We start from the raw sequence: 23,696 nt of genomic DNA on the forward strand, positions 1-23,696 counted from the left end.
CTGTGGACATATTCAACGCTGAATTGCTCAGCGCGATCCTGCTGTGGGCAGGCGCTGCAACGCTGATCACGCTGGGCCTGATTGGCCTGGTGTTCCCGGCGATTCCAGGCCCGCCGCTGCTGTTCGGCGGCTTATGGATGGCTGCGTGGATGGAAGACTACGTGCATGTCGGACTGTGGACGCTGGTCATACTGGGTCTATTGACCCTGCTCGGCGTGCTCGCTGATTTTGTTGCCGGGGCGCTCGGCGCCAAACGCTTCGGCGCCTCCGGCTTGTCGGTGCTGGGCGCCACGCTGGGCGCCATTGTTGGCATCTTCTTCGGACTCATTGGGCTGCTGATCGGCCCCTTCGCCGGTGCAGTGATAGGTGAGCTGATGTCCGGCCGCACGCTGGATGCCGCTGGCCGCGCCGGTGTGGGCGCCACCATCGGGCTGCTCATCGGCACGGCGGCCAAGCTGGCCACCGGCATCATGATGGTCGGCATTTTCCTGTTCATGCGACTGACCTGAAGCACGGCCCGGGCAGACCACGATGCTATTATCGGCGGTGGTTTGGCCAGCCCGCTGGCCCTTGAAAAACGATCAACCTGGGAGACCCGCATGAGCAGCGCCAACACGCTCGAATTTCGCGATCTGGCACGCAGCGCCCTGAAACTCACTCCGGACCTGCCACGTGCGGCCACCGCCATGGCCCGGACCCTGCTGCTCAAGAAAGACAAGGCGCAATCGATCGGCTCCTTGATCGAAAAGCAGGCCCAGCAGCGGCCCAATCAGCTCGCTATACGCTATCAGGACAGCCGCTACACCTACGCCGAATTCAATCAGGCGGCCAACCGTGTGGCGCATTATCTCGAAGGCCAGGGTGTCAGCGGCGGCGACGTGGTCGCGGTGATGATGGAAAACCGCCCGGAAGTGCTGATTGCGGTGGCCGGCATCGTCAAGCTGGGTGCCATCGCCAGCATGATCAACACCTCGCAACGCGATCACGTGTTGATCCACAGCCTGACCCTGGTCAAGCCCCGCTTCACCATCGTCGGCAGCGAGCTGCGCAGCGCGATTGACGACATCAGCGATGAGCTGGGCGAGGGGTTCCGCGACAGCCGCCTGTTCCAGCGTGACGGCACCAATGAACCCTGCCCCGAAGGTTATGTCGACCTGGACGCCGAGCTTGGCGCCCAACCGGATACCAACCCTTCGAGCACCGACGATGTGCTGCTGGGCCAGCCGGCCTATTACATCTTTACCTCAGGCACGACCGGTCTGCCCAAAGCTTCGGTGATGAGCCATCTGCGCTGGACCCGGGCCTGTTATTCCATGGGCCAGGCCGCCATGGGCACCCGCGACAGCGACGTGTTCTATTGCGCCTTGCCGCTCTATCACAACAACGCCCTGACCCTGGCCTGGTCCGCCGCGCTGGGTGGCGGCGCAACCATGGCCCTGGCGCGCAAATTCTCGGCCAGCCGTTTCTGGGACGATATCCGCCGCTTCGACGCCACCATGTTCTGCTACATCGGCGAACTGTGCCGTTACCTGCTGGCCCAGCCCGCGCGCGACAATGACCGTCAGCACAAGGTCCGTCTGTGCGTGGGCAACGGTCTGCGGCCGGAAATCTGGGACGAATTCAAAAACCGCTTCGGCATCGAACGCATCAATGAATTCTACGGTGCCTCCGAAGGCAACCTGATCTTCACCAATGCCTTCAACATGGACCGAACCGCCGGTTTCTGCCCGATGTCGTTCGCGGTGGTCAAATACGATATCGACGCCGATGAGCCGGTGCGTGATGCCAGCGGTCACATGGTACGGGTCGACAAGGGCGAATCCGGCCTGCTGCTGACCGAAGTCACCGAACGCTTCGGCTTCGAGGGCTACACCGACCCCACGGCCAGCGAGAAAAAGCTCTACCGTGATGTATTCACAAGCGGGGACTGTTGGTTCAACACCGGCGACCTGGTGCGCGACCAAGGCTTCAAGCACATCCAGTTTGTCGACCGTCTGGGCGACACCTTCCGCTGGAAGGGCGAAAACGTCGCCACCACCGAGGTGGAAGCTGCGGTCAACCGCTGGCCGCAGGTCGAACAGTCGGTGGTCTACGGAGTCGAAGTACCCAACACCGACGGACGTGCCGGCATGGCTGCGATCACCCCCAGCTGCGCTGTTGATGCCTTCGACTTCGCCGGCTTCGCCGCGCACATGGCCAGCGCCTTGCCAGCCTATGCACGACCGCTGTTCCTGCGTCTGCGCGAGGCCCAGGAAATGACCGGCACGTTCAAATACCGCAAGGTCGAACTGAAACAGGAAGGCTTCGAGCCAGCCGCCTGCGGCGAACCGCTGTATCTGCTTCAGGGCAATGACTACGTAGCCCTGGGCGAGCAGAAATTCACCGCCATCCAGGCCGGTGAACTGCGCTTGTAAGCGCTCGGCGTGCTTACCCGCGCCACCCCATAAAAAAGAACGAATGCAAGGCCAGTCCCGCTGGCCTGTGTTACGTCATACACAGCACAGGAAACCCCACAATCATGAGCATGCACCCCGATACCATCGCCCTGCATCACGCCTACGACCCGGACAACCAGAACGCGGTTGCGGTGCCGATCCATCAGACCACCTCATACGCCTTTGACAGCGCCCAGCATGCGGCGGATCTGTTCGACCTCAAGGTTGCAGGCAACATTTACAGCCGCATCATGAACCCAACCTGCAGCGTGCTCGAGCAGCGCATGGCTGCACTTGAGGGCGGCGTTGGGGCGCTGGCCATGGCCTCCGGCATGGCCGCTATCACGGCCGCCATCCAGACCATTGCGCAAGCCGGCGACAACATCATTTCGGTCAGCGAACTGTACGGCGGCACCTTTAACCTGTTCGCCCACACCCTGCCACGCCAGGGCATCGAAGTGCGTTTTGCCGACAAGGACGACTTCGCCGGCATGGCCACCAAAATCGATGCCCACACACGTGCCATCTACTGCGAGTCGATCGGCAACCCGTCAGGTAATGTGGCCGACATCGAAAATCTCGCCAAACTGGCACACGACCACGGCATTCCGCTGATTGTCGACAGCACGGTCTCAACCCCGTTCCTGGAAAAACCGATCGACTTTGGCGCCGACATCGTTGTACACGCCGCCACCAAGTACATCGGTGGGCACGGCACCAGCATCGGCGGCGTGATCGTCGACAGTGGCAAGTTCGACTGGCTGGCCAATGCCGAGCGCTTCCCGCTGCTGACCCAGCCGGATGTGTCCTATCACGGGGTCAACTACGCACAGGATGTGGGCGAAGCCGCCTTTATCACGCGCGCCCGGGTGGTGCCGCTGCGCAACATGGGCGCGGCCATGAGCCCGTTCAACGCCTTCCTCTTCCTGCAGGGCCTGGAAACGCTGTCGCTGCGTATGGAGCGGGTCAACAGCAACACCCTGGCGGTGGCTGAGCACTTGCGCCAGCACAGCAAGGTCAACTGGGTCAGCTATGCCGGTCTTAGCGACCATCGCGATCACGCGCTGGCGCAGAAATATCTCAACGGACACGGCTCGGGCATCCTCAGCTTCGGCATCGAAGGCGGACGCGAGGCCGGTGTGCGCTTCTACGACGCGCTGCAGCTGATCCTGCGTCTGGTCAATATCGGCGATGCTAAGAGCTGCGCTGCGATTCCGGCCTCAACCACGCACCGCCAGCTGAATGACGAGGAATTGCGCCAGGCCGGTGTCACGCCGGACATGGTGCGCCTGTCGATCGGTATCGAACACATTGGCGATCTGATCGCAGACCTGGATCAGGCCCTCAACGCAGTCTGATTCGGCGTGTGCGTCCCCGGCTGCCAAACCGGGGGCGCAGCCCGCTCATTCGCGCCCGAAAAAGGCGGGATATTTGCGGATCAAACGGCGCTGCTCGCTGACCATCAAGGCCAGGGGGATGCCTTCCGACAGCACCAGGACCACTTCATCGCTCTGCTTGCGCAACACCCGCCCTTCAACCGCGACGCTGTCGCCAGGCAGCTGCAATATGCCCACGATCTGGCGTTGCTGAGTCAGATCGTCGCCCTGATCCAGGGCAACCAGGCGCATGCCGCCCTCGGAAATCTCACTGACCGGATAGCTGGCTCCGTCGGTCAGCAAGCACGGCCGCTCCACTTGCGGGTAAAGCAAGCGAAAGTACGCGCGCCGTTGCGCCTCATTGTCATCCGATTTGGCCATGCACAGAACGAACTCAAACCCGCAGCATCACTAGCCTACACTGCCTGATCGCCGGCTCAGAGCAGACTGGCCAACATGTCATCACAAACCGAGGCGAAATAGTCCTGCACATAGGCCTCGACCTGACTGGCGCTTGCCGCCGGCAAAGCCGCCGCCTGCTCGAAGGAATCACGGGTCAATTGCGTCAATTCCGCCGCCACCGCCGTATCCATGGCCTGCTCGGCAAACCCTCGGGTATGGCGCTCGGCCAGACCCAGCGCCCAATCGTGGTAACCGCCGTCGGCACCGGCATCCAGCACACGCTGGGACGGCAAGGTCTCGGGCGCCTGCCATTTGTCACGCTGAATCTGCACGGCCTGAGCGTAACGCTGCCCTCCGTGAGCGCGGTCCAGTTGAACCGCGATCAGCGCGCAATCATCCAGACATTCGTCCAGCCAGTGGCGCAGTGACAAGCTGGAGGAGCCGCGCATCAACTTGACCCCGGGCTGGCGCCCGTAGCGGATGGCCACAGTACGGTTGTGCTTGTCGATTTTCTCGCGCCCGGGATTGTCTTCCCCCCAGGCCAGACAGGCCAGCAGAAAGACTTCCAGGAAACGCGCGCTGTCGGCGCTCAAACCAAGCGGCGCAAACGGATCCACATCGAGCATGCGCACTTCGATATAACTGACCCCACGGTTGAACAGGGCGCATGCCGGCCGCTCGCCGCGCTCGACGATCTGCTTGGGACGAATCGCGCTGTAGTACTCGTTCTCAATCTGCAGGATATTGCCGTTGAGCTGCACCCAATCACCATTGGCCTGCGCGCCCAGGGCTTCATAGGCGGGCCATGGCGTGCGCGTGGCCAGCACCAGTTCACGCACGTAGTCGGTGAGATCGCGGTGCGAGATGTTGAGATCCGACTGCGCCGGACTCTGATAACCGATGTCGCTCATACGCAGACTGGTGGCAAATTCACCATAGACATGCTGATCGTCCAGCGTTCTCAGCCAACTGGTCGGCTGAGCCATGGAACTGCGTGCCGCGATTGGCGAAGCGCCAAACAGGTAGGGCAAGACCCAGGCGTGCTGATCAAAGCCGCGTATCAAGCGGAAGTAGAGCTGATTGCGGCACGCCTGCTCATCCAAGCCCTGCCCCAGGCGGTTGTGCATGTGAGCCAGAAAACGCGGGTCGAAAGAAAAATTGAAATGCACCCCGGCGATCACCTGCATGATCTTGCCGTAGCGCGAGGCCAGCCCCTGGCGGTAGATCTGCTTCATACGACCGCTGGCGCTGGGGCCAAAATCTGCGATGCGGATCTGCTCGTTGAGCGCCGACGGGGGCATGCTCATCGCCCAGAGACGCTCGCCGGCCGGCAAATGGCGCGCGACCCACGCATGCAGTTGGCCCAATTCATCGAGCATGGGCTCGCCACCACGGTGCGGTGCGGTGACCAGTTCGAGCAAACCTTCTGAAAAATCGACCGTTATTGAGGGGTGCGTAAGTTTGTGCCCGACCCCCTGCGGATGATCGCTCTCGGACACTTGCCCGTGTGCATCAACACGCAGAGTTTCACGCTCCAGGCCCATCTGATTTTGCGTCAACGTCGCGAAATCCAGTTGCTCAAGGCAAGTCCGCTTCAACACGGACGGGCGATTCGACATTGGCGCTAACCCACTGACTGGAAAGTGGCGTACTGTAATGCACATGGCGCGGGCCGTGAATCATTCCCTTCCGCGACGCTGCGCGCGGCTCTTGGTCGGCACCGGCCTGGTACTGACGGCCAACTGTGCCCTGCCGGCAGGCCCCGAAGTGCTTGAGCCGGCCGCTGAGCGTGTTCCACTGGAAACCCACGGCAACCATCCCGTACCGCGTGTGTACCCGCGCGAGAAACCGCGCCCGTGCGATCAGGTTTATGTCCCGAACCACGATGACATGCTTGATCTGACCCGCGACCAGATCGAGGAGATCATCTGTCGCGCGGCCTTGTGGCTGGATGGTTTCGGCGGCGAAGCTAACGTGCTGGCGGCACGACGCTCTCACGGGCGCCTGGAGACCTCCTACTACTGGTCTGAATTCACCGGTTCGGAGACCCGAGTGCGCTTCAAGGTCCGGGTTGAACTGCCCGCCCTGAAAGAGCGCCTGTCGGCCTTTGTGGGTTTGGACAACGACGATGATTTCGTACGCGGCCGCAGCGAGGGCTTTGCCCTGCGCAGCGAATTCCCCACCCTGGATGATGACGACGACTGGCTGGCCGGCCTGGGCTATGGCTTCCCAAGCTCCAGCCGGGTATTCAAATCGGACCTGCGGGTGGGCGCAAAACGACTCACCGACACCGAAGTGTTTGTGCAGAACCGCTTCCGCTATCTGGCCTACAGCGATGATGTCAATGTCGTCAGCCTGCGCGAAGTTTTGTTCTGGACCAACAAGGACGGGTTCGGCTCGACCAGTGGCCTGGATTGGATGCATGTGATCACACCTCAGCTACTGGCACGCTGGGACACCGTAGGCACAGTGACCCAGGAAAGTGAAGGGCTGGACTGGCGCAGCGCCGCCTGGCTGTATTACAGCCTGGGGGGTGAGAAGGGGCTGGCCCTGGAGGTTTTCAGCCGCGGCGAGACCCGCCATCCGGTGCCGGTTCGGGAATACGGCTTACGCATGCTTTACCGCCACCCCCTGTTCAAGCGGCGCCTGTATCTGGAATTCATCACCGGCTATACCTGGCCGCGCATCGACCCGCTGGTCGAACGTGACGGCAGTTACGGCGTCGGCGTCGGACTGCAACTGCCCTTCGGGCCGAAAGATGCCTGACGGCGCCGTCAAAGCCACGCCTTCACTTTTTCACTGCGGCATCAGTCTTAGGCTGCATCCCATCTCACCATGTGATGCAAAGCGATGTTCAAAATTGTTCTGGGCTGCAGCCATGAGCGTGATCCGGCACAAGCGGTCGGCACGGTAATCGCTCACGCGATGTCGGGTTTGGCCGACGCGCGCGCACAGGCAGGCATACTGCTCAACAGCGGGCACAAAAGCGACTCCACCCTGCTTCGAGCCATTCATGAAACCTGGCCTTCGATCAACTTGATCGGCTGCGCCGGCCCCGGTCATAACGACCAACCCAGCCTGAGTCTGCTGCTGCTCAACAGTCCTGATCTGGTGTTTCATGTAACCAGCGGTGCTTTGAACCAGACGCCGCAGGCTGCTGCTGAACACGCGCTGTCCACATTCATGGACCAAGCCCATAACCTCGCCCTGTACTTAAGCTTGCACGATCAGTCTCAACCCTGGCCCGAAGACTTTGTCCACGCCGCCACGCGCCTGCTGCCAGAACAATGCGCCTGTCTTGAGCCACTGCTTCCGCCGGTCGAAAAGCCCTGGCAAATGGACCGCTATTACCAGGGCCGTGAAGTCACCAACGAACGCCTGCCCTTGTTGCTGGCCAGCAATCGAGTCAACGATGCCAGCGGCTGGCGCTTCACCCGTCAACCGGGCATTGTGCGCAAACAACATGGCGAGGCCGTGTACGAATATGACCGCCTGATCGGCGATCGCCGCCGCCGCCAACCCGCCGCCTGAGGCGCAAGCACCGCTCCTCGTCCAATCCGGCGATTTTCCCCGCCGCACAGCACAGTAGACTGGCTTCATTTCGCTATACTGCGATTAATTAACCGATCGTTCAGGAGCCGACATGAGCCAGCCGGCCGAATCATTTGCACCTCAGTCCGCCGCGGCGCACAAGCCTTTACGCTTTGTCACCGCGGCCTCCCTGTTTGATGGCCATGATGCGTCCATCAACATCATGCGTCGTTTGCTGCAGTCACTGGGCTGCGAGGTCATCCACCTGGGGCACAACCGCTCGGTGGAGGAAATCGTCACCGCCGCCCTGCAGGAAGACGCCCACGGCATCGCCATCAGCTCTTACCAGGGCGGCCATGTCGAGTACTTCAAGTACATGATCGACATGCTCAAAGAGCGTGGCGGCGAAAACATCAAAGTCTTCGGCGGTGGTGGCGGCGTGATCGTGCCGGAGGAAATCCGCGATCTGCATGCCTACGGCGTGGCCCGCATCTATTCGCCACATGACGGACAGAAGCTCGGCCTGGAAGGCATGATCCGCGACATGATCGAGCGCGCCAGCCAGGACTTGAGCGGTGATGGCGAAGATCTGCTGGGCAAAACCTGTCAGGGCGACCAGCGTGCCCTGGCCCGCCTGATTACGCTGATTGAAGCGGAGCAAGTGCCCGGCGCCTTCATGGAACGCATCAAGCAGACCGCCAGCAGCAAGCATGTGCCGGTGCTGGGGATTACCGGCACCGGTGGCGCCGGCAAATCCTCGCTCACCGACGAGGTGATTCGGCGCTTTCGTATCGACCAGCAGGACGAATTGAAGATCGCGGTCATTGCCGTCGACCCCAGCCGGCGCAAATCCGGCGGCGCGCTGCTTGGCGACCGCATCCGCATGAACGCGCTGTACAAAAGCCGTGACGGTGAGTTCAAGATCTTCATGCGTTCGCTGGCCACACGCGAAGGCGGCATGGAAGTGTCCAAAGCCCTGCCCGGCGCGATTGCGGCCTGCAAGGCTGCCGGCTTTGACCTGATCGTGGCCGAAACCGCCGGGATTGGTCAGGGCGACGCCGCCGTGGTCGAGATCGCCGATGTTTCGATGTACGTGATGACACCGGAATTCGGCGCCGCCAGCCAGCTCGAGAAAATCGACATGCTGGACTTCGCCGATGTCGTGGCGATCAACAAGTTCGACCGCCGCGGCGCCGAAGATGCCCTGCGAGATGTGCGCAAGCAGATGCAGCGCAATCAGGTTGCATTCGACCGCCCCACCGACGCCATGCCGGCCTACGGCACAATCGCTGCGCGCTTCAACGATGACGGCGTTACCGCGCTGTATTTCGCCCTGAAGGAACAACTGGCCAAACATCAGCTGGAGCTGCCCGAAGGTCAGCTGGCCCGGCCCGACACCACCATGTCGAGCAAAAGCGATGCGCTGGTGCCCGGTGCGCGTATCCGCTATCTGGCGGAAATCGCCGATACCGTGCGCGGCTACAAAAAACACGCTGATCATCAGGCCCAGATCGCGCGCGAGCGTCAGCAGCTGCGCGAAGCCAAACGCATGCTGGATCAGGCTGGCGAACCGACCGAGGCGCTCGAGCATCAGCTCAACAAGCGCGATGATCATCTGAACGCCGAATCACGCCATCTGCTACAGGACTGGCCGCAGACGGTGGAAAACTACAGCGGCGATAGCTTCACCTACAGCGTGCGCGACAAGCAGATTTCGGTGGCGCTGACCCGCGAATCCCTGTCCGGCACCAAGATTCCGAAAGTGGCCCTGCCGCGGTTCTCGGATGACGGCGACCTGCTCAACTGGCTGTACAAGGAAAACCTGCCCGGCCGCTTCCCCTACACCGCGGGCGTGTTCCCGTTCCGGCGTGAAGGTGAAGACCCGGCCCGCATGTTCGCTGGTGAAGGTGGCCCGATTCGCACCAACAAGCGTTTCCACTACCTGTCCGAAGGCATGCCGGCCGCGCGCCTGTCCACCGCCTTTGATTCGGTCACCTTGTATGGCGAAGACCCGGATCCGCGCCCCGACATCTACGGCAAGGTCGGCAACTCCGGGGTCTCCATTGCCACCCTGGACGACATGAAGGACCTGTACGCAGGGTTCGACCTGTGCGCACCGACCACCTCGGTATCGATGACCATCAATGGGCCAGCGCCGACCATCCTGGCGTTTTTCCTCAACACCGCCATCGATCAGCAGGTCGAGGCTTTTGTCGAAGCCGAAGGGCGCCAGCCGCGGCCGGACGAATACGAAAACATCAAGGCGCAAACCCTGCGCAGCGTGCGCGGCACGGTGCAGGCCGACATCCTGAAGGAAGACCAGGGCCAGAACACCTGCATCTTCTCCACCGAGTTCGCCCTCAAATGCATGGGCGATATTCAGGAGTATTTCATCGCCAACGAGGTGCGCAACTTCTACTCGGTGTCGATTTCGGGCTACCACATCGCCGAAGCGGGCGCCAACCCGATCAGCCAGTTGGCCTTCACCCTGTCCAACGGCTTCACCTTCGTCGAGAGCTACCTGGCGCGGGGCATGGACATCAACGATTTTGCCCCCAATCTGTCCTTCTTCTTCTCCAACGGCATGGATCCGGAGTACTCGGTGATGGGCCGGGTTGCCCGGCGCATCTGGGCCGTGGCCATGCGCGAGAAGTACGGCGCCAACGCGCGCAGCCAAATGCTGAAGTACCACATTCAGACCTCTGGCCGTTCGCTGCACGCCCAGGAAATCGATTTCAACGATATCCGCACCACCCTGCAGGCCCTGATCGCGCTGTACGACAACTGCAATTCGCTGCACACCAACGCCTACGATGAAGCGATCACCACGCCGACCGAGGAATCGGTCCGTCGTGCGCTGGCCATCCAGTTGATCATCAACAAGGAATGGGGCGTTAACAAGAACGAAAACCCCAACCAGGGCGCCTTCATCTTTGACCAGCTGACCGAGCTGGTAGAGGAAGCCGTGCTGGCCGAATTCGAGCGCATCTCCGAGCGCGGCGGCGTGCTCGGGGCCATGGAAACCGGCTACCAGCGTGGCAAGATTCAGGAAGAGTCGATGCACTACGAACACCTCAAACACTCCGGCGAGTTGCCGGTGGTTGGGGTGAACACCTTCCGCAATCCCAAGGATGACGACGGCCCGCAGGACACCACGCTGGAGCTGGCGCGCTCCACCGACGACGAGAAGGATGCCCAGATCGAACGTTTGCGGCAGTTCCACGGCCGGCACGCCGATCAAGCTCCCGAGGCCTTGGCTCGACTGCAGCAGGTGTGCATCGAACGTGGCAACATCTTTGCCGAGCTGATGAACGCGGCGCGGGTCTGTTCCCTGGGGCAGATCACCAACGCCTTGTTTGAAGTCGGCGGCCAGTACCGGCGCAACATGTAAGGAGACCATCCGGTGCACGATACTGATGTCATCATCATCGGCGCCGGACACAACGGCCTGACCGCGGCAGCCTACCTGGCCGCCGCCGGTCGCCGGGTCACGGTACTGGAGCGTCGCGCTGTGGTCGGCGGCGCCTGTGTCAGCGAGGAGCTGGCGCCGGGCTACAAGGCCTCGACCTGCAGCTATCTGGTCAGCCTGCTGGCGCCCGACATCATCCGCGACCTGGATCTGGCCCGCTACGGCTATCGCATGATCCCACGCGATCCGGCCTCGTTCACCCCGCTGGATGACGGGCGCTACCTGATGCTCGGCCGTGACAGCGCAACCAACCAGCGTGAGATCAGCAAGTTCTCGCGGCGTGACGCCGAAGCCTACCCGCGCTACGAAGCCTTTCTGACCCGCGTGGCCGAAGCCCTGGAGCCGATCCTCGACAACCCGGTGCCGGCACTGTTGCCACTGCCACAAAGCTGGCGTCGCCAGCCCCTCGGCCGGCGTATCAGCGATTTGCTCGGTACGCTGCGCCTGCGCCGCGCGCTGGCCAAGCTGGGCGCGGATCAGCCCGCAGCCATGCGCCTGCTGCTGGACTCTGCCCAGCAGGTGCTGGATCGCTGGTTTGAGTCGGATGTGCTCAAAGCCACCCTGGCCACCGACGGTGTGATCGGCGCCATGGCTGCGCCGTCCACCCCCGGCACCGGCTACGTCCTGCTCCATCATGTGATGGGCCATGCCGGTGGCACCCGCGGCGTGTGGGGCTATGCCGCTGGCGGCATGGGTGCGATCAGCCAGGCGCTGGCCGCCAGTGCAGCACAGCGCGGGGTGGAGATTCACACCCAGACCAGCGTGGCACAGATCGAACACCAGGCGGGCCGGGTCACAGGCGTAAGGCTTGCCGACGGGCGCGTGCTTAAGGCCCCGATCGTGATGTCCAATGCCACGCCTCAAGTGACCTTCGGCCAACTGCTTACACCCAACGCCCTGCCGGATGGCTTCAATCAGGCCGTGGCCGCCATCGATTACAGCAGCGCCAGCGCCAAAATCAATCTGGCGGTGTCACGTCTGCCTGATTTCAGCGCCTGCCCCGGCAGCGACCAACCCGGCCCGCAACATCGCGGCACCATCCACATCGGCCCCAGCATGGACGCGCTGGAGCGAGCTTATGATGCGGCCAAATACGGCCAGTTCAGCCCGCATCCACTGATCGAGATGACCATCCCCAGCGCACTGGACGACAGTCTCGCCCCGGCCGGTCACCACATCGTTCAGTTATTTGTGCAGTACGCACCCTACAGCCTGCGTGATGCGGACTGGAGCAGCCAGCGCGACCGCTTTGCCGATACCTGCCTGGCCGAGATCGACCGCTACGCACCGGGTTTTTCGCAGCATGTGCTGCACCGCCAGGTGCTCACCCCGTTGGATCTTGAACGCGAATTCGCGCTGACCGGGGGCAATATTTTTCACGGCGCGATGACGCCCTCACAGCTGCTGAGCCTGCGCCCGGTGCCCGGCTGGGCCGATCACCGCAGCCCGCTTCAGGGCCTGTACCTGTGTGGCGCCGGCGCGCATCCCGGCGGGGGAGTCAGCGGCTTGCCCGGGCGCAATGCGGCGCGGGCGGTTATGCGCGACGCCTAGTCGCCCATCATCCCGGCAAAATCCAGCTGCACACGCAAACCACCTGACTGGCGGTTTTCGAAGTGCAGCTTGAGGTCATACAAGGTAGCGATGTCGGTCACGATAGATAACCCCAAGCCGCCGCCCGGCTCGTGCTCATCCAGTTGCACGCCACGTTCACGAACCTGTGTGAGGCGCGCCTCAGGAATCCCAGGGCCATCGTCTTCAATCACCAGTACCCAACCATCCGGCCCATGCGCGCTGCGTAGCTCAACGCGGTGGCGTGCCCATTTGGCGGCATTGTCGAGCAGGTTACCGACCAGCTCCTGTAAGTCACCGGCATCCATACGCCACACCGCTTCAGCATCAAGCGCAACCACAAAATTGAGGTCGCGTTCGCGGTACATGCCCTGGACTGCCGACAGCACCGGTTCAAGTGCAACCTGCAACGCGGTTTGGCGCGAAGCCACAGCACGCCCTGCCGCACTGGCCCGCGATAGATGATGTTCAACCAGCTCATCAACGCGCTTCAAGTCAGCACGCATGGCCACACGATCGGGTGGTTCACGTTCCAGATCCAGCCGCAGATTGGCCAATGGCGTTTTCAGCGCGTGGGCCAGATTGCCAGCAGACGCGCGTGCACGCTCAATCAGAGCCTGATGGTGGTCTAGCACCTCATTCATGGTCGCCGCGACCTCATACAGGTCCTTCGGCAATGCAGTGCCGAGCCTTTGCGTACGCCCCTGTCGTACGGCGTGCAGGTCCCGCGTAATACCACGCAGCGGTGCCAGCCCCCAACGGATCTGAAGAATAAAACCAACCACCAGCAAAAAACCGAGCACACTTAAAGCAGCCACTAGCAAACGCTGAAACTGCGCCGTCTCGCGCTGCACATCTTCCAACGGACCAGCGACCAACAGGCGTATCTCGCCATCCATGCCGGGCATTTTCATGCTCAATGCATGCCCACGCAGGGCTTCGTCTCGGGGGCCGTTCAATGTCACGCTGAAACGGCTGCTGGCACCAGTGGGCCGCGACCATGGCAATCGCGTGTCCCACAGCGAGCGCGATGTCGCCACCAGCTCATCAGCGTGGCCAATCTGCCAGTACCAGCCAGAGAACACTTTGCCGAAGCGCAATTCCTCGGGGCGCTGCTGAACCTCCAACTGCCCCTGTTCGTCGATCTCCACGCGCGCTGCAAGGGCGTCCACATAAGCACTCAGACGCAGATCGAAGTTACTCAGCACCGACTGCCGGAAAGCATCCGCCAGCGTCCAGCCTGCCAATGGCATCAACAACAGCATCATGAGCACAGCAACCAGCGTAAGCCGACTACTGACGCGCGCTCTCATGGAACCGCATCCCCTGATTGCACGCGAAAGCCGCGGCCGCGAACCGTCTCGATCAGCTCACTGCCCAGGCGTTTGCGGACCCGGCTGAGCAGCACGTCAATCACGTTGGAATCCGGATCGCGGTCGCGCTCATAAACGTGTTCCACCAGTTCGCTGCGCGACACCACCCGCCCACGCGCCAGAAACAGATAGGCAATAAGCTTGTACTCCTGCGCGGTCAGACTGACCGGAACACCGTGCATCAGCAATTGGCCGGAATGCGTATCCAAACTGGCCGCGCCCACTTCGATCACCGGGCTGGACTGCCCCTGACTGCGGCGAATCAAAGCCTGTATGCGCACGACCACTTCCATGGGTTCAAATGGTTTAGTGACATAGTCGTCGGCGCCGGCCGAAAACGCTGCTGCTTTGTCTGGCCAGCGACTGCGAGCCGTCAGAATCAGTACCGGAGTGTCCAGACCTACGTCGCGCCAGTCGCGCAACACACTCAGCCCGTCGCGCACCGGCAGCCCAAGATCAAGCACTATCGCGTCGTAGCGTTCGGTGCGGGCCAGGAAGTCCGCCTGCTCACCATCGTGAGCCAGATCCACGCCCAGAGTGGCATCACGCAGAAGCGCGGCCAGGCGCTCGGCCAGTGCCACATCGTCCTCGACCACCAACACCTTCATTCGCGATCCCGCGTATCGCTCAGGCCTCGTCCGCTCAGGGACATCAGCGCACCACTGCGGGCGTTGAATTCGAACTCGATCTTGTTGCCCTTGGGCGTCAGCATCTCCACTTCGTAGATCAGCATGTCATCGTCATCGTCGATCTCGACCTCGATGATACGACCCTCGTAGCGAGCCTCAATCCAGTCGAACAAGCTCCGCAGCGACACCAGTTCATTGCGCTCCACTGCACGACGCAAGTCTTCGTGATCCACATCATCGCCTCGCACAGCGCTGGCACCAAGGGCCAGAGCCGCCAGAACCGCTATCGTCAGTCCGCTACGCATAGGCGCCATTATGCGGCCTGCGTATATGAACGAATCATGAACGACCCGTTCACAGTTCTGGCAATCCACCTCTCCACAATGGCGGCGAACCTCAACAACACAGGAGTCTCCATGAGAATTTCAAACAATGTGATGGCCGCCGCCCTGATCACTGCCGGCATCCTTCCGACAACCAGCCAGGCCAGCCCCCAAGCGTTGCGCGACACCCTGAACGCGCTGAACCAATATGACGTAACCCACATTGAAGAGCTGGAAATCAACCGCCGTGGCCACATCGAGATCGAAGGTTTCGACAGCAACGGTGCTGAGCGCAAGCTGAGCTTTGACCGACAAGGCAGCGTCCTGCGTGATCACAGCGGCGATGCCGACGAAGACCGCGAGGAGAGCATCGACATCGCCACCGCTCAGCGTGTGGTCAACTGGCTGGAGCAGCAAGGACATCGCGATATCGATCAAATCTCCGCGGATGATGGACTGATTGAAATCGAGATGCGCGACGAAAACGGTCGCGAGGTCGAGATGGCACTCGACCCAGCCACGCTTGAGGTGGTCGAAATGGAGAGCAACGGCGATTTGCGAGAAGTTCTGCGCTGATCCGCCATGTCCGGGTTTGGCCGATGGATGCGTATCTGATCAGCAAGGGCATCTCGCCCGATTTCGTCAGACCAAGGAGATCATCATGTTCCCACGTATCAAATTCGCCGCCCTGAGCCTCGCTACCCTCATCGCCGCACCGGCCTTTGCCGGCCCGGTCAACATCAACACCGCTGACGCCACCACACTGGATCAGGAACTGCACGGGGTTGGCCCGGCCATCGCCCAGCGCATCGTCGAATTTCGCGATGACCACGGCGCATTCAAGTCCGCTGATCAGCTGACGCTGGTCAAAGGCATTGGCGACAAAACATTGAGTCGCAATGCAGAGTTCATTCTGCTCAAGTAACCCATGCGAAAAACTTACAGCGGGCTTCGGCCCGCTTTTTTTTGGCCAACCTGAAGGGCGTCTATACTGCGTCATACAGGTACAACAAGAACGCGGTATAAGCCGCGCCACGCTCAAAACCAGAACGAGGACCCACGATGTCTAGGACGCCCAACCCGATACTTGACGAGATTGCCCAGCAAGGCCTGCCGCGCCGCTTGTTCCTGCGTAACATGCTGTTTGCCGCTGGCAGCGTGCCGCTGGCCAGCTGGCTGACCGCATGCAACTCCAACGGTGGCCTGAACACGGGTGGCGGCCGTAACCCCAATTTCCGCAGCCCGTTCGAGAACATCGGCCCGCTACTGGAGCCGGATGAAAACGGCGTCCAACTGCCGGCCGGTTTCACCTCGCGCGTGGTGGCCGAACATGGCCAACCGCCGATCGCGTCGCAGCCGGACTTTCTGTGGCACTCCGACCCTGATGGCGGCGGCATGTTTCGTACCGATGATGGTGGCTGGATCTACCTGTCCAATTCGGAAGCCCGCGATGCCACCACCCTGTTCGGCTTCCTGCCCGACATACCAGTGCTATCGGAGCTGACCACTCGTGAAACGGTGGAAGCCCTGGGCAACGTGCTCGGCCCGGTTTCCGGGCTGCTGCCTCCTCTGGGCGAAATCCCCCTGGTGCTGCCGTTTTCCGGGGGCGTCAGTGCGCTGCGCTTTGACAAAGATGGCAATCTGGTTGACGCCTATCCGGTTCAGCGCAACACGACGACCAATTGCTCTGGCGGCGCGACCCCGTGGGGCACCTGGATCAACGGCGAAGAGATCGCCGACGGCTATATGTTCGAATGCAGCCCGCTACGCGACGGCGGCGAACCACGCCGACTCGATCGTTTCGGGCGTAAAGCCCATGAAATGGTTGCCATTGATGAGGCCGGACGCGCGATCTACCACACCGAGGACATCTCCGGATCCGACCGCTTTTACCGCACCGTATTCAGCGCCGATGCCTGGCCCGCAGGCGGCCGCCCCGACATGGACCAGGGTAAGCTGCAGGCCCTGGCCGTGGATGCCGGCCTGGATGCCGCCCGCGCCGGCCCCACACCGATTCGCTGGGTCGATGCCATTGATGACGGCACCCCCCAACCGCAGGTCTATCAGGACGAAACCACCGTTTTGGCTGGCAACGAAGGTGTCTGGTACCTCAACGGCTTCATCTTCTTCTCGACCAAAGGTGACGACAACATCTGGGCTATCGATACGCAGGGCGGCACCATTGAAAGCATCTACAATCCCGACGACGGGCCGATCGGCTCGCCGGTCGATCCGGACGAGCCGCCCATGGCCGGGGTCGACAACATCTCCATGACGCTGGACGGCGAGATGGTGGTGGTTGAGGACGGCGGCGATATGCGCGCCATGGTCCTGCTGCCGGACGGTCGCACCATTCCGCTGCTGCGCTTGCCCGGCCCGGCCGACGGTGCCAACGCCACTGAAGTGACTGGCCCTGCGTTCTCGCCGGATGGGCGTCGCCTGTATGTCTCAAACCAACGTGCGCTGCGCGACGGCACCGGCGTGAGCTTTGGTATGGGTGGCGTGGTGTACGAAATCACCATGCCGTTCGCGGTACGGGTCAACCCGCCGCTGGCCCAGGCCATGCCGCCAGAAGCCTGATCAACCAGGCATAAAAAAACCCCGCACTTGGCGGGGTTTTTTGTTTGGAGCACGGATTCTTGCGAACCCGGGCGGCTTTACATCATGCCGCCCATGCCGCCCATGCCGCCCATGTCGCCACCCGGCATCGCCGGCGCTTCTTCCTTCGGCACTTCAGCCACCATCGCTTCGGTGGTGATCATCAGGCCGGAGATCGAAGCCGCGTGCTGCAGCGCGCTGCGGGTCACTTTGGTCGGGTCCAGAATGCCCAGTTCGATCATGTCGCCGAACTCACCGGTGGCTGCGTTGTAGCCAGCATTACCGGACTGCTTGGACACTTCAGAAACCACAACCGACGCTTCCGCACCGGAGTTGGTCACGATCTGACGCAGCGGCTCTTCGATGGCACGACGCAGAATGGCGATACCGGCATCCTGATCAGCGTTGTCGCCCTTTAGGTCAACCAGCGCCGGCAGGCAACGGATCAGAGCGGTACCACCGCCCGGCACCACGCCTTCTTCAACGGCAGCACGGGTTGCGTGCAGCGCGTCTTCAACGCGGGCTTTCTTCTCTTTCATTTCCACTTCGGTGGCTGCGCCAACCTTGATCACGGCAACACCGCCGGCCAGCTTGGCCACGCGCTCCTGCAGTTTCTCACGGTCGTAATCCGAGCTGGACTCTTCGATCTGAGCACGGATGCTGGCGATACGGCCCTGAATGCCTTCCGAGGAACCGGCGCCATCGACGATGGTGGTGTTTTCCTTGGTGACCTGAATCTTCTTGGCCTGGCCCAGCTGATCCAGCGTAGCCTTTTCCAGCTGCATGCCCATTTCTTCGGAAATGACGGTACCACCGGTCAGGATGGCGATGTCTTCCAGCATGGCTTTGCGACGATCGCCGAAGCCCGGTGCCTTGACCGCGCAGACCTTGACGATGCCACGCATGTTGTTGACCACCAGCGTAGCCAGAGCTTCGCCTTCAACGTCTTCAGCCACGATCAGCAGCGGACGGCTGGACTTGGCAGCGCCTTCCAGCAGCGGCAGCAGATCACGGATGTTGGAGATCTTCTTGTCGTGCAGCAGGATCAGTGGGTTTTCCAGCTCAACCTGCATGGCCTGCTGGTCGGTCACGAAATACGGCGACAGGTAGCCGCGGTCGAACTGCATGCCTTCCACAACGTCCAGCTCGTCTTCCAGACCCGAGCCTTCCTCAACGGTGATCACGCCTTCTTTGCCGACCTTGTCCATGGCTTCAGCAATCTTCTTGCCAATGCCTTCGTCGGAGTTGGCCGAAATGGTGCCGACCTGAGCGATGGCTTTGGAGTCATCACACGGCTTGGACAGCTTGTGCAGCTCAGCAACCGAAGCCGCAACGGCCTTGTCGATGCCGCGCTTCAGGTCCATCGGGTTCATGCCAGCGGAAACCGCTTTCACACCTTCGCGCAGGATGGCCTGGGCCAGCACAGTTGCGGTGGTGGTGCCGTCACCGGCGATATCAGAGGTCTTGGAAGCCACTTCCTTAACCAACTGTGCACCCATGTTTTCGAACTTGTCTTCCAGTTCGATTTCCTTGGCCACGGACACACCGTCCTTGGTCACGGTCGGGGCGCCGAAGGACTTGTCCAGCACCACATTGCGGCCCTTCGGACCCAGCGTCACCTTGACCGCATTGGCCAGGGTGTTCACGCCCTTCAGCATTTTCTGCCGGGCGCCATCGGAGAATTTGACTTCTTTAGCAGCCATTTTCGTTTCCTTTCAATATCTTTGAATTCGGTTATCGACCTGGAGGCTCCGAGCGACGTGGACGCGCGACTGATGCACAGGGAAAAGTCGTCGATCCAAGGCGGGGAGCGCAGGCCATAGCAGCGCTATGGTCAAGTTTCCCAACGCAGGAGCGGCGGCTTTTCACCAGCAGCAGCGCGTGGACGCGTCGGGAGGAGACTCTTACTCAACCACCGCCATGATGTCGTCTTCGCGCATGACGAGCAGTTCTTCGCCGTCAACTTTGACTTCGGTGCCCGAGTACTTGCCGAACAGAACCTTGTCGCCGACTTTAACGTCGAGCGCACGGACTTCACCGCTGTCCTGGACCTTGCCGTTGCCGACAGCCACGATTTCACCGCGCGAAGGTTTTTCGGTTGCGGTATCCGGAATCACGATGCCGCCCGGCGACGTGGTTTCTTCTTCCAGGCGCTTGACGATCACGCGATCGTGCAGAGGACGCAAACTCATGTGTTCGATCTCCTAACGAAGAACAAAAATTAATAAAAACAGCCGCATAGGCTGCCGTACACCAAAATAGGGTTTTTAGCACTCTCCCCAGGTGAGTGCCAAGGTGGGGTTGCAATAACGTGTTTCAAGGGCGCGGAAGGAAAATTTTCCTCATGTTTTTCATCCCCCTCCATACGCCGCCGTATGTTTTTCTTGATTCGCCTTTGCAAATCCCGTAGGGTTTGCGCACATTTGTGCACTGCAGCGCAAAGCTCTCACTGGAGTACACCTCTATGACATCCGTTCGCAAAGTCGCCATTGTTGGCGGCGCCCGTATCCCCTTCTGCCGTTCCAACACGGCTTACGCCAAACTGTCCAACCATCAGATGCTGACCGCTGCGCTGAACGCGCTGGTCGATAAATACGATCTGGCCGGCAAGGTTGTTGGCGAAGTCGCTGGCGGCACGGTGCTCAAGCTCAACCCGCAGGACACCATGACCCGCGAAGCGGTTCTGGAATCCAAGCTGGCCAATGAAACCCCCGCCTACGATGTGGGTCAGTACTGTGGCACCTCGCTGGAAACGGTGATGCTGGTGGCCAACAAGATCGCCCTGGGCCAGATCGAATGCGGCATCGCTGCTGGCACCGACACCACCTCGGATGCTCCGGTCGGCGTGAACGAAGGTCTGCGTAAGATTTTCATGCAAGTCAACCAGGCCAAAACCGGGGCCGAGCGGGCCAAGGCACTGGCCAAGATTCGTCCCAAGCATGTGGTGCCGAACATTCCGCAGAACGCGGAAGCACGTACCGGCAAATCCATGGGCCAAAGCTGCGAAGACATGGCCCAGGCCTGGGGCATCGCGCGCGAGGATCAGGATCAATTGGCCTATGAAAGCCATAAGAAAGCAGCCGCTGCCTACGATTCCGGCTTTTTCGACGATCTGGTTTTCCCGTGCAACGGCGTGCAACGCGACAACAACCTGCGCCCTGACTCCACCCTGGAAAAACTGGCCACACTCAAGCCGGTCTTCAGCAAGAGCGATGCCGCAACCCTGACCGCAGCCAATTCCACCCCGCTGACCGACGGCGCTGCCGCCGTGTTCCTGTGCTCGGAAGATTACGCCAAGAAGAACAAGCTGCCGGTGCTGGCCTACTTCGTGACCGGCCAGACCGCCGCTGTGGACTTCGTTAAAGGCAACGAAAGCCGTGACAACTTCGTGCGTGGTGCCGAAGGCTTGCTGATGGCTCCGGCCCAGGCCGTGCCGAACATGCTCGATCGTATGGGGCTGAGCTTCGACGATATCGATTTCTTTGAAATCCATGAAGCTTTTGCTGCGCAGGTGCTGTGCACGCTGAAGGCCTGGGAAGATCCGCGCTTCTGCAAAGAGTACCTGGGCAAAGACAAGCCCATGGGCGCGGTCCCGCGCGAGAAGCTCAACGTCAAGGGCAGCTCCCTGGCGGTAGGCCACCCGTTCGGCGCCACCGGCGCGCGCATCGTTGCCAACCTGGCCAAGATTCTCGAAGAGAACAAAGGTGGTCGTGGCTTGATCTCGATCTGTACCGCCGGCGGCATGGGCGTCGCAGCGATCATCGAACGCCCGTAAGCGACGAGGTCGTGCTCAGCGCACGACTTCTGCACCGGTCACAAACCCCGCTCAGGCATGCCTGAGCGGGGTTTTTTCTTTGTAAACAACCGTTTTGCGGCGATGCAACATTTGTGTCATGTGGACAACTTAGGATGAGCCTCCCTTCGACCAAGTGCAGTGCACCGCCATGGCTCAACCTGAAGCTACCAAACGCGCAGAAGCCGTCACCCGCCTGTGGGAACTCAAGCGTTTGTCCGACAAACACACCGCGCAGGGCATGCCCTTTGTGCACTTCAGCATGCTGCTCAGCGATCAGGTTTATCGCGACGGCATTCTGGCCAAGGCGGAACGGGCGAATGACCCGGCCTTGCGCGATATGGCCAGTGAACTCAAAGCACTGAATTTACAGGGGCGGCTACGTGAAGCCGCGCCCACCAACGGGGCGGCACGCGCCTCTGCAGCCATCTCGGCTGACGGCATATCGCTGGGTGCTGGTGGCAGCGGTGGCTCTGGCGCCAAACCGAAAAACAGTTCGCGCGGCCTGCCCTTGCTGGGCCTGGCTGTACTCGCAGTGGCACTGATCGGCGGCGGCGTCTGGTTCATGACGTCGTCATCCGGTCCCAAAACCATCGCGGTAGACGACAACATCCTGCAGAACACCGTGTGGAAAAGTGGCAACACCTATGTGCTGTCCAAACTCACCTTTGTGGAATCGAACGCACGCCTGACCATCGAACCGGGGGTGACGGTTCGCGGCAAGAATGGCTCGGCCCTGATCGTGACCCGCGATGCCAGCGTTCACGCTCGCGGCCGGGTTGATCAGCCGATCGTGTTCACCAGCGCCAAGGCGCTGGGCAATCGCCAAGCTGGCGACTGGGGCGGCCTGGTTCTTCTCGGCAATGCGCCGGTCAACCGAGATGCTCACATTGAGGGCATCGACCGCAGCGACAGCCGCGGTGACTTTGGCGGCAGCGACAGCAACAGCAGCTGCGGTGTTCTCGACTTCGTGCGCATCGAATTTGCCGGCTTCGAAATCTCCAAGGACAACGAACTCAACGGCTTGACCCTGGGCGGCTGTGGCGATGGCACCATCGTGCGCAACGTGCAGGTTCACATGGGACTGGACGATGGGGTTGAAGTCTTTGGAGGCACCGTGGACCTCAAGAACATTGTGGTCACCGGTGCCGATGATGATGCCTTCGACTGGGACATGGGCTGGACCGGTCGCGTGCAGAACCTGATCATCCAGATGCACCCAGACCGCGGCGACAACGGCTTTGAAGGCGACAATTACAAAGCCGACATGGACGCGCAGCCACGCTCACAGCCGCAGTTCTATAACGTGACCATGATTTCCGATCCTCAGGGCCAGAAGCGTCACCGCGCCATGACCGTGCGACGCGGCAGCGGCGGACATTTTCACAACGTCTTGATTGATGGCTTCACCACCGAACTGATCGACCTGCGTGATGAACCGGTCACGCGTCTGGTCAATGACAGCACGCTGTCATTTGCCAGCCTGATCGTGGCCGGCACCACGCCAGAACAAGCCTTCCCGCAGGAAGCCGGTGAAAAAGATGATGATGGGGGCTTTGTCGAAGCCGCCTATCTTGATGAACGACGCTTGGAGTTTGTCGCCTCAACCGGCTTAAGCGAGCAGGCCCGCGACGTTCACGAACCGCGTTTCAGTCCGGCACGCATCAATTACTCGGTCAAGCCGGTGCCGGTGCCGCAGGGCGAGTTCTGGGACGAGAGCGCGGATTACTTCGGCGCGGTTCGCCCGGGCGACCGCCGCGACTGGAGCCGCGAGTGGACGGCTTTTCCGGCCAATTGATCAAACCGGGCGGTTGTGCCCGACGCATGACCACCTGATGTCGACGCCGCGTGCCGTAAGACAGACCGGGCAGCCATTCCGAAGCGCCCAGAAAAATCAGGCTCATGGCCAAAAAGCTGGCCTGTACGCCGCTCTGCCCCTCGCCACCGGCAAAAAGAAAGAGCAGAAAACCCAACCCACCCAGCACGCGCAAATGTGGCGCCAGTGCGGCACCGTCGTGCATTAACAACACACTCAATCGATTCATCGGATCACTCTCCTGCTGGTGGGTTGGTGACCACTATCCGCGCTCCCAGGCTCAATCCATGAGCCTGCCGGCAAAATGTCCGCAACAAGCAATCAGGCACGCCTATTGCTAATAGACCGGGTGTTTTAGCTATCCTTGAGACTTGGGGACATT

Annotated in this window: 19 protein-coding genes; 12 read left to right on the forward strand and 7 right to left on the reverse strand. The window is 61.3% G+C overall.

Features of this window, described 5'->3' with window-relative positions; all coding sequences use genetic code 11:
• The first annotated feature begins 2 nt into the window (after window positions 1–2).
• The 3 genes from ATO7_RS10275 to ATO7_RS10285 all read left to right on the forward strand — a co-directional run bounded on the left by ATO7_RS10275 (window position 3) and on the right by ATO7_RS10285 (window position 3,793).
• A complete protein-coding gene (locus tag ATO7_RS10275; protein ID WP_240499457.1) occupies window positions 3–509 on the forward strand; it encodes a DUF456 domain-containing protein in 507 nt (168 codons plus the stop codon).
• 90 nt (window positions 510–599) lie between these two features.
• A complete protein-coding gene (locus ATO7_RS10280) occupies window positions 600–2,414 on the forward strand; it encodes a long-chain-acyl-CoA synthetase (protein WP_083561638.1) in 1,815 nt (604 codons plus the stop codon).
• Between the two features lie 110 nt (window positions 2,415–2,524).
• Window positions 2,525–3,793, forward strand: coding sequence for an O-acetylhomoserine aminocarboxypropyltransferase/cysteine synthase family protein (locus tag ATO7_RS10285; protein ID WP_083561830.1), 1,269 nt, complete (start codon window positions 2,525–2,527; stop codon window positions 3,791–3,793).
• A gap of 45 nt (window positions 3,794–3,838) precedes the next feature.
• Here ATO7_RS10285 and ATO7_RS10290 read toward each other — a convergent pair whose 3' ends face one another.
• Both ATO7_RS10290 and gshA read right to left on the reverse strand, forming a co-directional pair.
• Entirely contained in the window at window positions 3,839–4,192 is a 354-nt protein-coding gene (locus ATO7_RS10290; protein WP_083561639.1) for a PilZ domain-containing protein, read from the reverse strand.
• A gap of 56 nt (window positions 4,193–4,248) precedes the next feature.
• The gene (gene gshA, locus ATO7_RS10295; protein WP_158523156.1) at window positions 4,249–5,772 is read right to left on the reverse strand and encodes a glutamate--cysteine ligase; all 1,524 of its coding nucleotides are present in this window, start codon (window positions 5,770–5,772) and stop codon (window positions 4,249–4,251) included.
• 115 nt (window positions 5,773–5,887) lie between these two features.
• Between gshA and ATO7_RS10300 the strand changes: the two genes are divergently transcribed.
• From ATO7_RS10300 to ATO7_RS10315, 4 genes are all read left to right on the forward strand, one after another.
• On the forward strand, window positions 5,888–6,979 hold the full coding sequence (locus ATO7_RS10300) for a hypothetical protein (protein ID WP_146680278.1): 1,092 nt from the start codon (window positions 5,888–5,890) through the stop codon (window positions 6,977–6,979).
• Window positions 6,980–7,063: 84 nt separating this feature from the next.
• Window positions 7,064–7,744, forward strand: a complete 681-nt coding sequence (locus ATO7_RS10305) for a hypothetical protein (RefSeq protein ID WP_083561642.1) — start codon at window positions 7,064–7,066, stop codon at window positions 7,742–7,744.
• A gap of 112 nt (window positions 7,745–7,856) precedes the next feature.
• On the forward strand, window positions 7,857–11,135 hold the full coding sequence (gene icmF / locus ATO7_RS10310) for a fused isobutyryl-CoA mutase/GTPase IcmF (protein WP_083561643.1): 3,279 nt from the start codon (window positions 7,857–7,859) through the stop codon (window positions 11,133–11,135).
• Between the two features lie 12 nt (window positions 11,136–11,147).
• A complete protein-coding gene (locus tag ATO7_RS10315; protein WP_083561644.1) occupies window positions 11,148–12,764 on the forward strand; it encodes a phytoene desaturase family protein in 1,617 nt (538 codons plus the stop codon).
• Here ATO7_RS10315 and ATO7_RS10320 read toward each other — a convergent pair.
• From ATO7_RS10320 to ATO7_RS10330, 3 genes are read right to left on the reverse strand one after another with little or no spacing between them, the layout of a single operon-like run.
• The gene (locus ATO7_RS10320; protein WP_083561645.1) at window positions 12,761–14,095 is read right to left on the reverse strand and encodes a sensor histidine kinase; all 1,335 of its coding nucleotides are present in this window, start codon (window positions 14,093–14,095) and stop codon (window positions 12,761–12,763) included. The genes ATO7_RS10315 and ATO7_RS10320 overlap by 4 nt on opposite strands.
• Window positions 14,092–14,763: a response regulator transcription factor gene (locus ATO7_RS10325; RefSeq protein WP_083561646.1), complete on the reverse strand. Its 672-nt coding sequence runs from the start codon at window positions 14,761–14,763 to the stop codon at window positions 14,092–14,094. Before ATO7_RS10325 ends, ATO7_RS10320 begins: the two co-directional genes overlap by 4 nt.
• Window positions 14,760–15,089 carry a PepSY domain-containing protein gene (locus tag ATO7_RS10330; RefSeq protein ID WP_158523157.1) on the reverse strand — a complete coding sequence of 110 codons (330 nt, stop codon included), beginning with the start codon at window positions 15,087–15,089 and terminating at the stop codon, window positions 14,760–14,762. The genes ATO7_RS10325 and ATO7_RS10330 overlap by 4 nt, the downstream gene beginning before the upstream one ends.
• A 111-nt stretch (window positions 15,090–15,200) precedes the next feature.
• On the opposite strand from ATO7_RS10330, the gene ATO7_RS17025 reads away from it, so the two are divergent.
• The 3 genes from ATO7_RS17025 (at window position 15,201) to ATO7_RS10345 (ending at window position 17,687) form a co-directional block, all read left to right on the forward strand.
• Complete coding sequence (locus ATO7_RS17025; protein ID WP_206044880.1) at window positions 15,201–15,683, forward strand: PepSY domain-containing protein; 483 nt, start codon at window positions 15,201–15,203, stop codon at window positions 15,681–15,683.
• Between the two features lie 85 nt (window positions 15,684–15,768).
• Window positions 15,769–16,032: a ComEA family DNA-binding protein gene (locus ATO7_RS10340; protein ID WP_083561831.1), complete on the forward strand. Its 264-nt coding sequence runs from the start codon at window positions 15,769–15,771 to the stop codon at window positions 16,030–16,032.
• A gap of 137 nt (window positions 16,033–16,169) precedes the next feature.
• Window positions 16,170–17,687, forward strand: coding sequence for an alkaline phosphatase PhoX (locus ATO7_RS10345; protein ID WP_083561649.1), 1,518 nt, complete (start codon window positions 16,170–16,172; stop codon window positions 17,685–17,687).
• A gap of 77 nt (window positions 17,688–17,764) precedes the next feature.
• On the opposite strand, the gene groL is transcribed toward ATO7_RS10345, so the two are convergent.
• Window positions 17,765–19,408 (reverse strand): chaperonin GroEL, encoded by a 1,644-nt coding sequence (gene groL / locus ATO7_RS10350; protein WP_083561650.1) that lies wholly within the window; start codon window positions 19,406–19,408, stop codon window positions 17,765–17,767.
• Between the two features lie 201 nt (window positions 19,409–19,609).
• A complete protein-coding gene (gene groES / locus ATO7_RS10355; protein ID WP_083561651.1) occupies window positions 19,610–19,897 on the reverse strand; it encodes a co-chaperone GroES in 288 nt (95 codons plus the stop codon).
• A 272-nt stretch (window positions 19,898–20,169) separates the two neighbouring features.
• On the opposite strand from groES, the gene ATO7_RS10360 reads away from it, so the two are divergent.
• Both ATO7_RS10360 and ATO7_RS10365 read left to right on the forward strand, forming a co-directional pair.
• A complete protein-coding gene (locus ATO7_RS10360) occupies window positions 20,170–21,480 on the forward strand; it encodes an acetyl-CoA C-acetyltransferase (RefSeq protein WP_083561652.1) in 1,311 nt (436 codons plus the stop codon).
• Window positions 21,481–21,649: 169 nt separating this feature from the next.
• A complete protein-coding gene (locus ATO7_RS10365; protein ID WP_083561653.1) occupies window positions 21,650–23,296 on the forward strand; it encodes a hypothetical protein in 1,647 nt (548 codons plus the stop codon).
• The last annotated feature ends 400 nt before the right edge of the window (window positions 23,297–23,696 follow it).

The organism is Oceanococcus atlanticus (assembly GCF_002088235.1).
Lineage (GTDB): Bacteria > Pseudomonadota > Gammaproteobacteria > Nevskiales > Oceanococcaceae > Oceanococcus > Oceanococcus atlanticus.

Excerpts from the sequence above, each read along its gene's own strand:
- ATO7_RS10280 (WP_083561638.1), top strand. The coding sequence starts at position 600 with ATGAGCAGCGCCAACACGCTCGAATTTCGCGATCTGGCACGCAGCGCC.
- ATO7_RS10285 (WP_083561830.1), top strand. The coding sequence starts at position 2,525 with ATGCACCCCGATACCATCGCCCTGCATCACGCCTACGACCCGGACAAC.
- ATO7_RS10290 (WP_083561639.1), bottom strand. The coding sequence starts at position 4,192 with ATGGCCAAATCGGATGACAATGAGGCGCAACGGCGCGCGTACTTTCGC.
- ATO7_RS10305 (WP_083561642.1), top strand. The coding sequence starts at position 7,064 with ATGTTCAAAATTGTTCTGGGCTGCAGCCATGAGCGTGATCCGGCACAA.
- icmF (WP_083561643.1), top strand. The coding sequence starts at position 7,857 with ATGAGCCAGCCGGCCGAATCATTTGCACCTCAGTCCGCCGCGGCGCAC.
- ATO7_RS10320 (WP_083561645.1), bottom strand. The coding sequence starts at position 14,095 with ATGAGAGCGCGCGTCAGTAGTCGGCTTACGCTGGTTGCTGTGCTCATG.
- ATO7_RS10325 (WP_083561646.1), bottom strand. The coding sequence starts at position 14,763 with ATGAAGGTGTTGGTGGTCGAGGACGATGTGGCACTGGCCGAGCGCCTG.
- ATO7_RS10330 (WP_158523157.1), bottom strand. The coding sequence starts at position 15,089 with ATGCGTAGCGGACTGACGATAGCGGTTCTGGCGGCTCTGGCCCTTGGT.
- ATO7_RS17025 (WP_206044880.1), top strand. The coding sequence starts at position 15,201 with ATGAGAATTTCAAACAATGTGATGGCCGCCGCCCTGATCACTGCCGGC.
- ATO7_RS10340 (WP_083561831.1), top strand. The coding sequence starts at position 15,769 with ATGTTCCCACGTATCAAATTCGCCGCCCTGAGCCTCGCTACCCTCATC.
- ATO7_RS10345 (WP_083561649.1), top strand. The coding sequence starts at position 16,170 with ATGTCTAGGACGCCCAACCCGATACTTGACGAGATTGCCCAGCAAGGC.
- groL (WP_083561650.1), bottom strand. The coding sequence starts at position 19,408 with ATGGCTGCTAAAGAAGTCAAATTCTCCGATGGCGCCCGGCAGAAAATG.
- groES (WP_083561651.1), bottom strand. The coding sequence starts at position 19,897 with ATGAGTTTGCGTCCTCTGCACGATCGCGTGATCGTCAAGCGCCTGGAA.
- ATO7_RS10360 (WP_083561652.1), top strand. The coding sequence starts at position 20,170 with ATGACATCCGTTCGCAAAGTCGCCATTGTTGGCGGCGCCCGTATCCCC.
- ATO7_RS10365 (WP_083561653.1), top strand. The coding sequence starts at position 21,650 with ATGGCTCAACCTGAAGCTACCAAACGCGCAGAAGCCGTCACCCGCCTG.